Consider the following 14,425-nt stretch of genomic DNA (forward strand, 5'->3'; position numbering starts at 1 on the left):
TTAAACTCCACAGTATGAAAATAATAAGCATTGCTATTTTGCTTACAGGACTTCTTATGCTATCCCCTGGCCTATACCTGGATGCGCAGCAGAAAAAAACGATCGTTTCCGGCAGTATAAGTACTTCAACAGAAAAGCTGCCCTACGCAAGCATACTTGAAAAAGGAAAGGGTAATGCCGTTAAATCCGATACCAGCGGCAATTTTCAGATCGCTGTTTCCTCCCCTGATGCAATACTGGTTATTTCTTATATAGGATATAAAACCAGGGAGATCAACGTCAATGGACGTACTAAAATAGAGGTGGTCCTGGAGCAGGAATCCGCATCAATGAATGAGGTAATCATCGTGGGCTATGGATCTGTCGCGAAAAAAGATCTGACAGGTTCAGTTGCATCGGTAAACCTGTCTGACCTGAGCAAAGCGCCTGTTGCCTCTTTTCAGCAAGCCCTTGCAGGCCGCGTCGCGGGAGTGCAGGTGTCATCTATTGACGGACAGCCGGGAGAAGGTTTAAATATCGTCATCCGGGGCAGTAACTCTTTAACAGGTAGTAACGCTCCTCTTTATGTTATAGATGGTTTTCCGATGGAAGATTTTAATAGCAACTCACTGAATATAGCAGAAATCGAGTCTATTGATATTCTAAAAGACGCATCGGCAACAGCCATCTACGGAGCCAGGGGCGCCAATGGCGTAGTGATGATCACCACTAAAAAAGGTAAAGCAGGAGCGGCACGTGTAACTTACACAGGCAGCGCCGGTTATTCTGATGTGGGCAAGGCCAACCTCGATGTATTACGCCCTTATGATTTTATTAAGCTGCAACAGGAGATAGACCCGCAGAGGGCCGCAGCATTATATTTCAGGGACAGTGACCCTGCGACCCCGGATCTGACAATAGAAGATTTCAGAGATGCAAAAGGCATCGATTGGTTTGACAGGATTGTAAGCACTGGCTCTTTTCAAAACCACAGCGTAGGCGTAAACGGTGGCACCGACAAAACGAAATACGCTTTGTCCCTATCCTATCTGAACCAGGATGGAGTGGTTATGCGAAGTGGCTTTGACCGTCTACAAGGGCGGTTTAACATAGATCAGGCGGTTGGCAGTAAAATCAAGGTCGGCCTCAATGTAAATTTTGCGGATTCAAAGGTTCGCGGCATAAAGCCGAGGGAACAAACCTCAAAAGCTGTGGGTTCGGGCAATTCCAATGTGCAGAATTTGTTTTATAACCTGTGGACCTACCGGCCGATTTCCGGCCGTGAAACAGACCTGGAGGATGAAGGTGTAGACCCCGCCGCCGAAACATTCTTATTCAACCCGTTGAAATCAGCACAAAATGAATATGATGTTGATAAGATCAGGAACATCACGATAAATGGCTACCTGGAATATGACCTGTCGAAAAGCCTTAAGCTGAGGTTTACAGGAAGCGCAGACCTGGCTGCTACAAGATCGGAGTTGTTTAATAATTCCAATACACGGAGTGGCAGTCCCCTGACTGGCGTTGGCAGAACAAACGGCGTCAACGGAGGTCTGTGGCAGGACGATGTGGTTAACCTGTCCAATGAAAACAGCCTGACCTATACCAGGAAATTCAACAAAAATCACCAGTTAACTGCTGTGGGCGTGGTTTCCGTTCAAAGCAGGAAAGCCAGCAGATTTGGCTACAGGGCCAACCTGATACCGAACGAGGCATTGGGCATAGACGGCCTGGATGAGGGTGTTATATTTGACAAAGAGTCGTCCAGCACTTACTGGGGACTGGTTTCTTTTACCAGCAGGGTCAATTACAACCTGTTTCAAAAATATCTATTTACCGCAACGTTCAGGGCAGACGGATCCTCAAAATTCCCCGCAGATAGCAAATGGGGCTACTTTCCCTCCGGTGCCTTTGCATGGAGGCTGAGCGATGAGCCGTTTATGAAAGACCTCTCATTTATATCCAATGCCAAGTTAAGGACCAGTTTTGGCGTAACCGGCAACAACAGGGTGTCTGACTTCGGTTATCTGCCGAATATTATCCTGGGTACTTATTATCCTATCGGCGCTTCTTCATTGCCTGCCTATTATCAGGGCCGTTTAGGGAATGAAAAACTGAAATGGGAGAGTACAAGGCAGTTTGATGCGGGGATAGAGCTGGGCTTTTTAAGGAACAGGCTGGAACTGGAGATGGACTATTACCATAAGCATACCTATGATCTGCTACTGAGTTCCCAAATCGCCTCCAGCACGGGTTATGGTTCCGCAACCGTAAATATTGGTGAAACACGGAACAGGGGATTTGAACTGACCTTAAATTCAAAGAACATCACGACCGGGAACTTTAACTGGAATTCCAATATCAATATCTCCTTTAATCAAAACAGGCTAGTAGCATTGAGTGCAGGCGAAGACCTGAGAATGACCTCAATCCCCGATTTTTCAACCAACTTCCCAAGCCCGGCCTGGATTAGCCGGGTAGGCAACCAGCTGGTACATTATTACGGTTTTGTGTACGAAGGAGTATATCAGTATGATGATTTTAATAAGATACCCGGCGGGTATGAATTAAAAAATGAACTGCCTGCAACGGCCGGTCTTTTGGGCACAAACGCAAGGCAGCCCGGAGATGCCAAATATAAAGACCTCAACAATGACGGCATTGTGGATGACAATGATCAAACCCTCATCGGAACTCCCTATCCCAAACATACAGGCGGGTTTAACAATAATTTTACGTATAAGAATTTTGACCTGAACGTGTTCTTTCAATGGTCCTATGGCAATGAAGTATTGAATGCCAATAATATTTTCATGGAAGGATTAAACGGGGCTATACTGGGCAGGAACGTCAAAGCAACCTACGTGAACCGATGGACTCCTGAAAACCAGAGCACAACTATTCCCAGGAGCGGGTCCAACGGTATTTCCGGGGTTTTATCGACCCGCTATATTGAGAACGCTTCCTTCCTCCGATTAAAAACCATCTCCCTGGGATACAACTTCAGAAAAAACTTTATCAAAGGACTGGAATCTGCCAGGGTCTATGTCTCCGCGCAAAATTTATATACCTGGACTAATTATTCCGGGCCGGATCCTGAAGTTTCTACCAAAGGCTTCGGCCTGTCTCCCGGTCTTGATTTCTCTGCCTATCCCATCGCTCAAACAATTGTTTTTGGTTTAAATATCGCCCTTTAAAGGTGAACAAAAGCATACTGATATGATAAAAAGATTCCTATTTCTGACAATAGTTTCCGCGGCCTTAATTGTATCCCTTCCATCCTGCAAAAAGCTTTTGGAAACGAGCCCATCAGATTTTATAAGCCCTGATGAATTCTTTTCCAGCAAGGAAAATTTAAACGCCGCATTGACAGGCGCATACAGCATACTTAAGAACAACACGCTGTATGGCGACAATTACCAACACCTGATAACGGCTACGACCGATGAACTGGTTTATGCTACTTCCGGTAACGTACCAAAGATACCCTGGTATAATGCCACCTCGGCCGATGCGCAGGTGGCGAGTGTCTGGGCCACGCTCTATACCGGGATTGACCGGGCGAATGTGGTACTGGCCAATCTGAATACACCAACAAAGATTACAGCAGACGAAAAAAGACATATTGAAGGAGAAGCAAAATTCTTACGGGCCTATTATTACTTCATGCTTACGCAGTGGTACGGAGATGTGCCTTTGAGGCTCAATCCTACCCAGGATCCGGGAGAAACCAATATGCCTTTTACCTCTTCAAAAGCAGTCTATGACTGGGTGATTGATGAAATGATCACCGCTGAGGGTTTACTCAATGATCAAAAAGCAACTGCATTCGATTATACAGAAAGAGTAACGCAAACGGCCGTTCAGGCGGTACTGGCAAGGGTATGCCTGTATGCCGCCGGCGCGCCGGTAAACGATAGCAGGCGATATACTGATGCCGCTAAATGGGCCAGAGAAGTCATCAATTCCGATCTACATAGATTGAATCCTGACTACACACAGGTGTTCAGGCTGCAATGTAAAGACCAATACGATGCCGCTTATAAAGAAAGTATATGGGAAGTGGGATTCCAGGTGAATTCGGCTACACCCGAACAGAGCTCCCCCGGCCAGGTACGCGTTGGCATACCGACGGCCAGCGACGTTGCCGGCAAAAATGACGGACGGCTTTTTGTTTACCCGCGTTTGTACCGCACCTACGAATCTTTTGCCTTTACCACAGCCACCAATGCGGCATCAGATGCTTCGCCCGATCAGCGGCGGGACTGGTGTGTAGCGCCTTTCAAATATTCCGGGGGAGATGCAACGACGGCACCCGCACAAAATGCGGTCGCATATAATCTGTATTACACGCGTTATCCCGGGAAATGGAGACGCAGTGAAGAAAACGCGCCACGCATTGCCACACAAAGTCCGACTAACTATCCTGTGGTCCGTTATGCAGATGTGTTGCTGATGCTGGCCGAAGCAGAAAATGAATTGAACGGCGGTCCAACGCCGGAAGCCATCGACCTGGTGAACCAGGTGAGGGCAAGAGCCTACGGAAAGCTTAACGGAAGCAGGATAATAACCGGGATAACGGTAACAAACCAGGGAACGGGGTACGCCACACCGCCAGCGGTGACCATTACAGGCACAGGCGGCTCAGGAGCCACCGCTCTTGCTGTAATTTCAGGAGGGAGCGTGACAAGCATCAGGATAACGAATCCCGGCGTGGGATATCCTGCCAATACAACAGTAACAATAGCAGGCGCCGGCGGGGCATCTGCAAGCGTAATTTTAAATGGCGACGGGGAGCTGACCGTTGCTCAAACCGCGGGCAAAGAAGTTTTTTTAAAGACCATCCAGGATGAGCGGCTGATGGAACTGAATGGTGAGTTTCTACGGAGGCAGGATCTAAAGCGCTGGGGAATCCTCCAATCTACCATAAGACAAATGGGCATCGAGGTTATTGCCGGCAGCAGCGACCTGAAGCCGGACGGCACCCCGGTTGTGCCCGCGGCCAAAACACCGTTTGCACCTTCAAATGTAACCGTAACCCACTATACAAATCCCGCAAACAATATTTCGGACAAAGATTACAGGTTAGCCATTCCGCAAAAGGAGCTGTTGTATAACGATCAGGCTAAACAAAATCAAGGTTACTGATGCGATATCCATCTATGAAATTTAAAGATGACGTTATGAACAAAACAACATTTATATTATCTGTTTTAGGTTTATCTCTTGCAGCCTGTTCGGAGAAGGAGATACAGGCGCCAAATGATTTTGAGGTTTCTGTAACAACAGCCAAATACAAACTGAGCGATAGCGTTCAGTTTAATATATCGGGAAACCCCGACAACATTACCTTCTATTCCGGTGAACCGGGGCGGGAATACGATAAACGCGATCTCTTCTCGTCTGACGAAGGCTCACTGACCCTGCAATTTAACAGTCAGACCCGCGCGGGTGCAACCTTACCCAGAAATATTTCCGTATTGATCTCCACCGATTTTAATGGAGAATATAATAAAGAAGGTGTAAAGGCCGCCAAATGGACTGATATCACCAGCAGGGCCGTACTGCCTGCGAATACCGCGTCCAATGCCGATGTAGTCTCAGGAGAAATTAACCTGGATGATTTAAAGGTGAAAGGCAGCCCGATGTATGTGGCTTTCAGGTACGTTTCAGAAAACCCCGCCGGCACTGCACAACGGTATTGGAATATGGGCCGCATGTTTTTGATCAACAAAGTTCCCGGAAATATTGATTTTGAAATTACCCCCACTATCGAAAATGGATTGTTCCAGGTGGTTGAATTTCAGGGTACGGACAATAAGTGGACAATTAACACAGGAACGGCTACCTCTCACAGGTTGATCCACACCGCAAATGCCATCAATACACAACCGGATGACGATTGGGTTATCAGCCGGGGATTCCAGGTGTTTCAAACCTTCGGGCATAAAAAGAATGCGGTGAATGTGAAATCCATTTCGGGCGGCACGCCTGAAACTTTCGCCTGGTTATATTCAGTTCCCGGCACCTATAAAGCAACCTTTATAGCACTAAATGCCGATAGAGACATACAAAAAGAAGTAATTAAAGAAGTATGGGTTACTATAGAACAATGATCGCTAACATAAAACCGATTTTTGCAATAGCGTTAGTTGCTGTTGTTATGGATCTGCAGGCACAGGAAATAATTCCTAAACCATTTGTGTTTGGTCACAACGGCGATATCCCTCTGGCAGCATCGGTAATAGGAGCCTCCGATTTTCTCTTTATGGACTGGGATGGTGACGGTGACAACGATATGATGACCACAAGCGGCGGTTCTGTTAAACTTATAGAAAATATCGGCAGCAAAAAGAAACCGCGGTTCAACAATGTATTTATACATAACCAGGTTGTGCTTAAAGACTCGCGTGTAGGCAGGTTTTTTTCCATGATCCTGCATTCGGGCGTAAAGGCTCAGCAAGGCTTCCCGTCTTTCATTGCTTTTGAACGCCATAATCAGATCAGTGACCCTGGTAAAAAACAGCTGGCGCTTCATATGTTTATCCCCCTGCGGCTGCAAGGCAAAACAGAATGGAAGGTGATGCAGGCATTTGGCCCGGACGGGAAACCTGTTCAAAACTTCCTGGACTGCTGGGTAAGTCCGACAATAGATATCGCTGATCTGAACGGAGACGGTAAAGACGATCTCATTGTTGGTAGCTCACATCCGCGGGCAGCCCAGCCTTCACTGAAATTTGCCGCCGGTTATAACAACCCGCAGGAATCGTGGAATCCTTATGCCAGCCGTCTTTACATTATGTACAACAGGTCAACTGCCGACAGCCTGATCTTTGACAACCCGCTCCTTATTGAAGCCGATGGCTCGCCGGTTTCACCATTTGGTTTTCCCTACCCCATTGCATTTGATATGGATAAAGACGGATTGACCGACCTGGTGGTAGGTCAGCATAAACCCGGCCTGATGTATTTCCGGAATGCGGGAACTAAAACACAGCCGAAATTCACTAATGCGGGACTGATTGCTGACGCACACAAAAAACCCATATCAAGTATCCTGGCCATCCATCCGCGCTTTGCGGATTTGGACGGAGACGGCCGTCAGGAACTGCTTGCAAGCACCTATTTTGGCTGCGTGGACAATATACTCCGGTTTAAACCAAAGAACGGTGGCTGGGAAGAGCAGGGACCATTAATGATGGCCAGTGATAAAAACACGCCCTTGATGCCGCAAGGCATTGGCACGATAGAACCTATAGACTGGGATGGAGATGGCGACACAGACCTGGTGGTTGGTTCAGAACCAGCCGCGCCCAAAGTGATCATCAATAAGGGAAACAATGCTCACCCGGTTTGGGAGGTGCCCGCACCTTTGAAATTTACAGACGGCAGTAAACTGGAATATTATAGCATCGACTACGGGCTTGGTTCAGTATGGGGGCCCATGGAATGGTATATGGAGCGTGTGCTTCCCCGGCTCGCAGACTGGGACGGGGACGGTATCCGGGATATGTTGACGGGCTCCATGGGGTTAAGGCAACTGTTCCTGAAAGGGCGGATGATTAAAGGAGAACTTCGTTTCGAAAAGCCGGTAGTGTTTAAAGTGGAAGAGAAGCCATTGGCCGCCGGTCAGCGGGTGCAACCCGCGGTTCTGGATCTTAATACAGACGGACATCCCGATCTGATCGCCCTGGATGACCAAAATATACTTACATGCTGGCCGGGAAAAGGAACAGATGAGCTGGGGCAGCCACAGGTATTTCTTGGGCATGATGGAAAACCGCTTCAGATCAAAACCCGCATCCTCGATATCGGTCATGGCCGCAGTTCATTCACCATGACCGATTGGGGCCTGGACGGCAAGCCTGATCTTCTTATATATTATGCCTTTGACCGGAAACGCGGCGGAATCTTCTATTACAGGGCATCAGGCAAACCGATGCAATTTGAAAAGCCCGTAAAATTCTCAAACCTGCTCTCTTTCCATAATGGCGGTATTGCTTTATCTGACTGGGATGGCGACGGATACCTGGATATATTCACCGGCGGCGATGGCGGTCATCTTGGCAGATCTGCCGTACCAAGGGGCAAACTATTCCTGTTTTCCGGGAAAGAGCTGCCCATACCACCCGCGGCCCGCAAATCGGGACCTATGACCGTGAAAAAATAATTAAATCCATAACAACTATATAGAAATGAATAAAATTACCGGGCTAGTTGCAGCAACATTTGCAGCATACCATGAAGATGGTAAAATAAACCTTGATATCATCCCTGCAATTGTCGATAAAATGATAGCGGATGGACTTACTGGCATATTTATTTGCGGTACCAATGGAGAGGGACCGAACTTAAAGACAGAAGAACGAATGGCAATTGCAGAGGCTTATGTCAAGGCCGCACAAAAACGGATACTGATATTGGTACACGTAGGGCACAGTTCAATTGCAGAGTGCCGTAAGCTCGCGGCACATGCCGAACAAATAGGCGCAGATGCGATTTCATCCGTTGCTGCATTTTATTTTAAGCCAACTACGGTTAGCGGTTTGGTTAAATGCATGGCGAAGATTGCATCCGCGGCACCCAATACCCCGTTTTATTATTATAACATACCAACCCTCACGGGAGTTGCATTAGATATGGTCAGTTTTTTAACGCTGGCTGAAGAGGCAATCCCAACACTGGCAGGTATTAAATATACAGCATCTACCCTGCACGAATACCAGGCCTGCCTGAACTATAAGGACGGTAAGTTTGATATTTTGTTCGGTTATGATGAAATGCTGCTTTCGGCGCTTGCAGTTGGCGCCAAAGGCGCGATTGGCAGCACTTATACTTTTGCCGCACCCATATATCACCAGGTTATCAAACTACATAATGAAGGGAAGCGGGAGCTGGCCGCAAAATGGCAACTTCATTCGGTAAATATGGTACGTTGTTTAGTGAAGTATCCGCCAATACCGGCGCAACGGGCAATCATGCAGATCAAAGGACTGGAACTGGGGGATTGCAGGTTACCGCTTGAACCTCTTTCGGCTGGTGACACGCTGGCTTTTAAGGCGGAATTAACCGAAATCGGCTTTTTTGAACTTATAACCTGACTTTAGTCTGGATAACAGTTTACAACTATAATAACCTGGGAAATGAGAATTCTAATTAAAACAAAGCTTTTTACAATACTGGCATTGACGATGTGTTTGCAACTGAATGCCCGACAGGCTGGAAAGACCTTAAGGATATTGATGATCGGCAATAGTTTTTCACAGAATGCCTCGCGTTACCTGCCTCAAATGGCGGAAGAAGTGAATGTAGATCTTGTTTTAGGCAGGGCGGAAATGGGAGGTTGTTCTCTAAAAAGGCATTGGGACTCGGTGTTGATAAATAATATAGATACCAGCAGGGGCAAAGCTTACAAAGGCAAATCATTAAGACAACTATTATCATCGCAAAAATGGGATATAGTTACCATGCAGCAATATTCTCTATTGTCTGGTGATGAATCAACGTACCAGCCTTTTGCTAAAAATATTTATGACCTGGTTAAAAGTTACCAGCCCGAAGCCAGGATATTTATTCATCAAACATGGGCATACCGCGCGGATGCAGTGAATTGGGGAAAGATAGACGGGGAAAAGAGAGCAAAGAATAATAAAGAAATGTGGGAAAGATCAAGAGCGGCCTATCACCACCTGGCGAAGAGCCTTGGTAATTTGCCGGTCATCCCGTCGGGCGATGCTTTCTACCAGGTTGCGACAGACAAAAAATGGGGCTTTAAAAAAGATACTGCATTTGATTATACCAACGCAATTTATCCGGCATTGCCGGCGGAAAGAAATTCCATCAATGTAGGATATAGCTGGGGGACAGACAAAAAGTTAAAGTTTGATCCCAATCATGCAAATGAAGCGGGATGTTACCTGGCAGGATTGGTGTGGTACAGCCATTTGTTTAACGGAGACCCCACTCAACTAAAGTTCAAACCCCAATCGGTATCTGATGAATTTGCGAAGTTTATGAAAGAAACCGCGTTGACAACAGTAAAGACAAATCCACGATAACCAATTATAAATCCACCCCGATATGAAAAAAACCAATTTCTCCAGAACGAAAACACATTTATGCAACAAGTTTGCGCTGCTGTTTTCCTTTATCTTGTTAACTGCGGCAGCTTGCAAAAAAACAAGCTTACCTCAGGACGCAGCATCTGCGCCGGAAGAACAGCTGGAATCCCGATCATCAGCTACCGGCGATTTCACCACATTTGCCTTCAATGAACCTATAAAACTATTTGACGGAGGCAGCGGCGTTTATCACTCTTATCGTATCCCATCGATTATCAGGACAAAAAAAGGGACTTTGATCGCATTTTGCGAAGGCCGGGTAAACAACAACCGCGACTATGGGAACATCAACCTGATCTGCAGGAGATCAACAACCAACGGCAGTGGCTGGGGGCCTGAGATCCTGGTAAAAAGCAGCGATGGTACCTGGGGCAATCCTACCGCGGTTGTCAATCAAAGCGATGGGAAGATCTGGCTGTTCATGTCCTATAATGACGCCGGTTTAAGTCAGACCGGTGAAAATGGAACGACAAAGATCACCCAGCCAGGTCAGCGAAAAACTTTTGTTTGTTTCAGCACCTATGACCAGGATGGAAATGACTGGTCCAATCCTGTTGACATTACCAGTATCGTTAAACCCCCAAATATGGTATGGGATGCGGTTGGCCCGGGAATCGGGATCCAAAAGAGGTTTGGCAGCACTGCCGGCCGCCTGATCATCCCCGCCATCAACCGGAATATATATAGTGACGATAATGGCAGTACATGGCAATACAACTCCATGCCGGGCGGCACTTCCGAAGGCACTATAGTAGAACGGTTGAGTGGTGTACTGATGAGGAACGATCGCGGCGTTGGCTCCACTGAACTCTACCGCTACAAATCTGTCGGTGGGATCGGCACCAGCTGGGATAATTTTGAAAAAGTTACTGCTTTGCCAGACCCGCATTGCGAGGGCTCTATCTTAAGGTATACTGATTCCCCCAGCAGGATACTTTTCCTGAATTCGGCAAGCCAGACCACGAGAACTGCCATGAGGATAAGGATATCCAATGATGAAGGTGTTACCTGGCCTGTCAGCAAGGCCATTCCACAGAATGGTACGGGAAATGCAAAGCTGGGAGGCTACAGCAGCCTGGTAAAGACACCGGATAACCTGATTGGCGCATTGATAGAATTTAATGAAAATACATCTGATAGCGACAATAGCCACCGCAGCATTTATTTTCATAAATTCAACCTGGCCTGGATCAACGAATGATCCCGATTAACATACGTTAATTTCATGCTAAAAAAATAGTTATAAGAAAGAGGCGCAAAATTGCGCCTCTTTCTTATAACTGCTAAATTTTACGTTTCTGAACATGCCCTTCCCTAACAGCTGATGATCAATTAAACAGTTAATAATCAATAAGTTTAGCACCAGACTACCCACTACAGTCTCTTGCGATCCAACCACTGTAAATCAGGCATATATCCCCAAATTTTGCGGTCGTAAAATATTTCAGCCTGTCGTTCGTCCTCTATATAAACTTACTCGTTATATGGCAAGACGGCTTTTGCTGATGTTATTGATCTTTGTGGTGAGCGATATTTATTTCTATCAGGCGATTGTTACCCTTACAGGGAGCCCGCTGATCCACTTAGTTTATTGGTTGATTGACATTTCGTTGTTTGCAGGTATCCTGTTCATCGTATTTGTTCGCAGGACAGGTAGTAATGCACAACGCTTTATTGCAATTTTGATGTCAGCCATGTTGCTGATGTTCATTCCAAAAGTATTTTCTTCACTGGTCTTGCTGGCGGAAGATATAGTGCGCGTGTTTGAGGGCTTCCCTCCGAGAAGTATTTATGTAAGTGAAGCAGCGGCGGTACTCGCCGGAATATTTTTCCTGATCATCCTCTTTGGTTTAACTCGCGGCCGGCACTTCTATAAAGTAAAAAAGGAAACCTTGTATTTCCCGGACCTACCCGAAGCATTTGACGGCTTCACCATCACACAGTTATCCGATGTGCATTCCGGTAGTCTCAGTGATGTCAAAGGCGTGCAGAAAGGCCTTGACATGGCAGATGCGCAAAATAGTGACCTGCTCTTATTCACAGGTGATCTTGTGAACAACATGGCCTCTGAAATGACACCCTGGATACCTTTGTTTGCGAAGCTCAAAGCGCCTTATGGCAAATACTCGGTTTTAGGGAACCATGATTATGGCGACTATATCAGGTGGGAAAGTAAAACAGCTAAAGATGCCAATCTCAACCACCTGAAAGAAATCCATTCGGAGATTGGCTTCAAACTATTACTGAACGAATCGGTTACGATCAGCAAACATGGGCAGAGCATTGCGCTTATTGGTGTGGAGAACTGGGGTAAAGGTGGCTTTCACAAATACGGTGATCTGAAAAGAGCAACCGCGGGCGTACCGGATAACGCTTTCAAAATATTGATGTCGCATGATCCTTCCCATTGGGATGAAGTGACAGTAGACCATGATCAGCATGTTCATCTTACACTGGCCGGGCATACACATGGGATGCAGTTTGGTATTGAACTTTTCGGGTTTAAATGGAGCCCTGTAAAGTACGTATATAAACAGTGGGCAGGCCTATATCAACAGGGCGGGAAGTATCTTTATGTGAACAGGGGCTTCGGTTATCACGGTCTGAAGGGAAGAGTGGGCATATGGCCTGAGATCACTGTGCTTACGCTAAAGCGGGGGGATGGTGAATACTAAATACTACTTTTCAATAATTGCCCTGCATAAAAGATAAGGGCGCCTCCACAAGAGAGGCGCCCTTTTACATTTGCTAAATTTCTTTTACTTTGTAGAATCGATGCCCCTGCTTTTATCAGCTCCCGGAGATACAGATAGTACTGGAGATTATCTGCCGAATCCTTATAGGTTAATCAAGTTCCACAAAATGTGCTACTTAGGGGGCTATAGCGGCTCTTATTCTGATCCCAAGAGGAACTGACAAAGTCCCAATACCCAATTTTAGATTTGAGGTCCATGAGACCCACGTAAAAACTTCAGAAGGTTCTACTAATTCATCTATTCCGCCTACGTCGGTTATGCTAATACAATTTAATGGATTAAGCCCCGAAGCACCTACAGTATGTCCATTTGATTTCAAACTTCCACTATTTTCGCTATCTGCCAGGTTGTACCTAATTAAATAATCAAAAAAAGGATTTAGTGTTTTAACTATTGCTTCAACTTTATACTCCCTGGGAGGCCCTGCACGTAAAGCTTCTACGCTATAATTGTCTCCCCCCGATTCATAGTATGGACTGAGCGCTTCATAGCCACCATTTCCATCTTCAGTACATTCAGTTGAGGATGTTCTCGATGTATTCATTTTTTCTAAATCAGGTATACTAATTTTCTCTATGTAAATCTTCTTAGAAAAATTCTCAGGCAACTTAGCAATCAGTTTTTCGACATCAGCGAAGTGTCGAAATCGAAACTTACTCACATCGGAATTATTAACTGATGTAAACTGAGACGATTTGGATAACACCAATGACATTGAATCGGCGTCATTTTGTAACCTTACATTATAGGGAACTTGTTCCTTTTCACTACAGAATGTTAGGAAAACGCAAATAACTGGAATAAAATAATGGGTTTTCTTCATGCGGGTTGGGTTTTATTAATGTTTATTTCAAGGGACGCAATTCTATATTTATTGGTTGCCCCCCAATTTTACGGGTCACATTATTTATAATTGCGGTATCGCGCATCAATTTCCTAATATTTTCGTCTGTAAACCACGAACTATCCTTTGTTATAGCAGACATAAAATGGGCGCCAGCCTTTGAAACTGCAATTACATCGTCTATTGTAAGATCGTCTGCCGCTTTTAGCTTTTCTTTTTGAACCTCATCTAATTCCCATTTAAATACATGTGACGTATCAAGTACGAAGTCCATGATCTTCATGGAGTCCTTTTTCGAGCTTACCACTTTATAATAAATTACTACTGGAAATTTTTTTACCAATTTCAAAGAATCTACCTTCGATAACAAAAGTGATTTTGACTGGGTAATAATAATGCTTGTATCAATGCTATCCGGTTTACGTTTCGCTTCCGCTTTGTTATTAGAATAACAGGAAATTGCTACTGTGCACGTCAAAATTAAGTACACCCAATACTTCATGGCTAATAATAATTTACTCTTTTAAGTTTCTGTTTTGATCTTGCTCTTGAAAGCATTAACGGAATGCCGTATAAACGATCATCGACATTTTGATTACTAAATATTATACATCCCGATTTTACCTGTTCGGAGCTAAAAGTTATCGATAAACATTTTACTCCACCCGGATCTATTTTCTACAGTTAATCAAAGCAGATTAAACTTAAATAAAAAAACTAAA

At 45.5% G+C, this 14,425-nt stretch carries 10 protein-coding genes; 8 read left to right on the forward strand and 2 right to left on the reverse strand.

Features of this window, described 5'->3' with window-relative positions:
• Positions 1-56: 56 nt before the first annotated feature.
• The 8 genes from EG028_RS11180 to EG028_RS11215 all read left to right on the forward strand — a co-directional run bounded on the left by EG028_RS11180 (position 57) and on the right by EG028_RS11215 (position 12,778).
• Positions 57-3,179 (forward strand): SusC/RagA family TonB-linked outer membrane protein, encoded by a 3,123-nt coding sequence (locus tag EG028_RS11180; protein WP_162946437.1) that lies wholly within the window; start codon positions 57-59, stop codon positions 3,177-3,179.
• A 22-nt stretch (positions 3,180-3,201) separates the two neighbouring features.
• Complete coding sequence (locus tag EG028_RS11185) at positions 3,202-5,130, forward strand: RagB/SusD family nutrient uptake outer membrane protein (protein ID WP_120516439.1); 1,929 nt, start codon at positions 3,202-3,204, stop codon at positions 5,128-5,130.
• A 35-nt stretch (positions 5,131-5,165) separates the two neighbouring features.
• Complete coding sequence (locus EG028_RS11190; RefSeq protein WP_162946433.1) at positions 5,166-6,098, forward strand: DUF5017 domain-containing protein; 933 nt, start codon at positions 5,166-5,168, stop codon at positions 6,096-6,098.
• Positions 6,099-6,145: 47 nt separating this feature from the next.
• Positions 6,146-8,152: an FG-GAP repeat domain-containing protein gene (locus EG028_RS11195; RefSeq protein WP_162946432.1), complete on the forward strand. Its 2,007-nt coding sequence runs from the start codon at positions 6,146-6,148 to the stop codon at positions 8,150-8,152.
• A 25-nt stretch (positions 8,153-8,177) separates the two neighbouring features.
• The gene (locus EG028_RS11200; RefSeq protein WP_120516436.1) at positions 8,178-9,083 is read left to right on the forward strand and encodes a dihydrodipicolinate synthase family protein; all 906 of its coding nucleotides are present in this window, start codon (positions 8,178-8,180) and stop codon (positions 9,081-9,083) included.
• A 42-nt stretch (positions 9,084-9,125) separates the two neighbouring features.
• Positions 9,126-10,040: a DUF4886 domain-containing protein gene (locus tag EG028_RS11205; RefSeq protein WP_120516435.1), complete on the forward strand. Its 915-nt coding sequence runs from the start codon at positions 9,126-9,128 to the stop codon at positions 10,038-10,040.
• Between the two features lie 22 nt (positions 10,041-10,062).
• Positions 10,063-11,304 (forward strand): sialidase family protein, encoded by a 1,242-nt coding sequence (locus EG028_RS11210; RefSeq protein ID WP_120516434.1) that lies wholly within the window; start codon positions 10,063-10,065, stop codon positions 11,302-11,304.
• A gap of 283 nt (positions 11,305-11,587) precedes the next feature.
• Positions 11,588-12,778, forward strand: coding sequence for a metallophosphoesterase (locus tag EG028_RS11215; RefSeq protein WP_120516433.1), 1,191 nt, complete (start codon positions 11,588-11,590; stop codon positions 12,776-12,778).
• Between the two features lie 196 nt (positions 12,779-12,974).
• Here the strand turns inward: EG028_RS11215 and EG028_RS11220 are convergent, their stop codons facing one another.
• A complete protein-coding gene (locus EG028_RS11220; protein WP_123864638.1) occupies positions 12,975-13,682 on the reverse strand; it encodes a hypothetical protein in 708 nt (235 codons plus the stop codon).
• A 22-nt stretch (positions 13,683-13,704) separates the two neighbouring features.
• Positions 13,705-13,986 carry a hypothetical protein gene (locus tag EG028_RS27830; RefSeq protein ID WP_221198102.1) on the reverse strand — a complete coding sequence of 94 codons (282 nt, stop codon included), beginning with the start codon at positions 13,984-13,986 and terminating at the stop codon, positions 13,705-13,707.
• Between the last annotated feature and the right edge of the window lie 439 nt (positions 13,987-14,425).

Origin of the sequence: Chitinophaga barathri (assembly GCF_003807585.1) — a bacterium.
GTDB classification, from domain to species: Bacteria; Bacteroidota; Bacteroidia; order Chitinophagales; family Chitinophagaceae; genus Chitinophaga; species Chitinophaga barathri.

What these genes read in the sequence shown, in the direction of transcription:
- EG028_RS11205 (WP_120516435.1), top strand. Translation starts at nt 9,126, where the DNA reads ATGAGAATTCTAATTAAAACAAAGCTTTTTACAATACTGGCATTGACG.
- EG028_RS11185 (WP_120516439.1), top strand. Translation starts at nt 3,202, where the DNA reads ATGATAAAAAGATTCCTATTTCTGACAATAGTTTCCGCGGCCTTAATT.
- EG028_RS11190 (WP_162946433.1), top strand. Translation starts at nt 5,166, where the DNA reads ATGAACAAAACAACATTTATATTATCTGTTTTAGGTTTATCTCTTGCA.
- EG028_RS11215 (WP_120516433.1), top strand. Translation starts at nt 11,588, where the DNA reads ATGGCAAGACGGCTTTTGCTGATGTTATTGATCTTTGTGGTGAGCGAT.
- EG028_RS11195 (WP_162946432.1), top strand. Translation starts at nt 6,146, where the DNA reads ATGGATCTGCAGGCACAGGAAATAATTCCTAAACCATTTGTGTTTGGT.
- EG028_RS11210 (WP_120516434.1), top strand. Translation starts at nt 10,063, where the DNA reads ATGAAAAAAACCAATTTCTCCAGAACGAAAACACATTTATGCAACAAG.
- EG028_RS27830 (WP_221198102.1), bottom strand. Translation starts at nt 13,986, where the DNA reads ATGAAGATCATGGACTTCGTACTTGATACGTCACATGTATTTAAATGG.
- EG028_RS11200 (WP_120516436.1), top strand. Translation starts at nt 8,178, where the DNA reads ATGAATAAAATTACCGGGCTAGTTGCAGCAACATTTGCAGCATACCAT.
- EG028_RS11220 (WP_123864638.1), bottom strand. Translation starts at nt 13,682, where the DNA reads ATGAAGAAAACCCATTATTTTATTCCAGTTATTTGCGTTTTCCTAACA.
- EG028_RS11180 (WP_162946437.1), top strand. Translation starts at nt 57, where the DNA reads ATGCTATCCCCTGGCCTATACCTGGATGCGCAGCAGAAAAAAACGATC.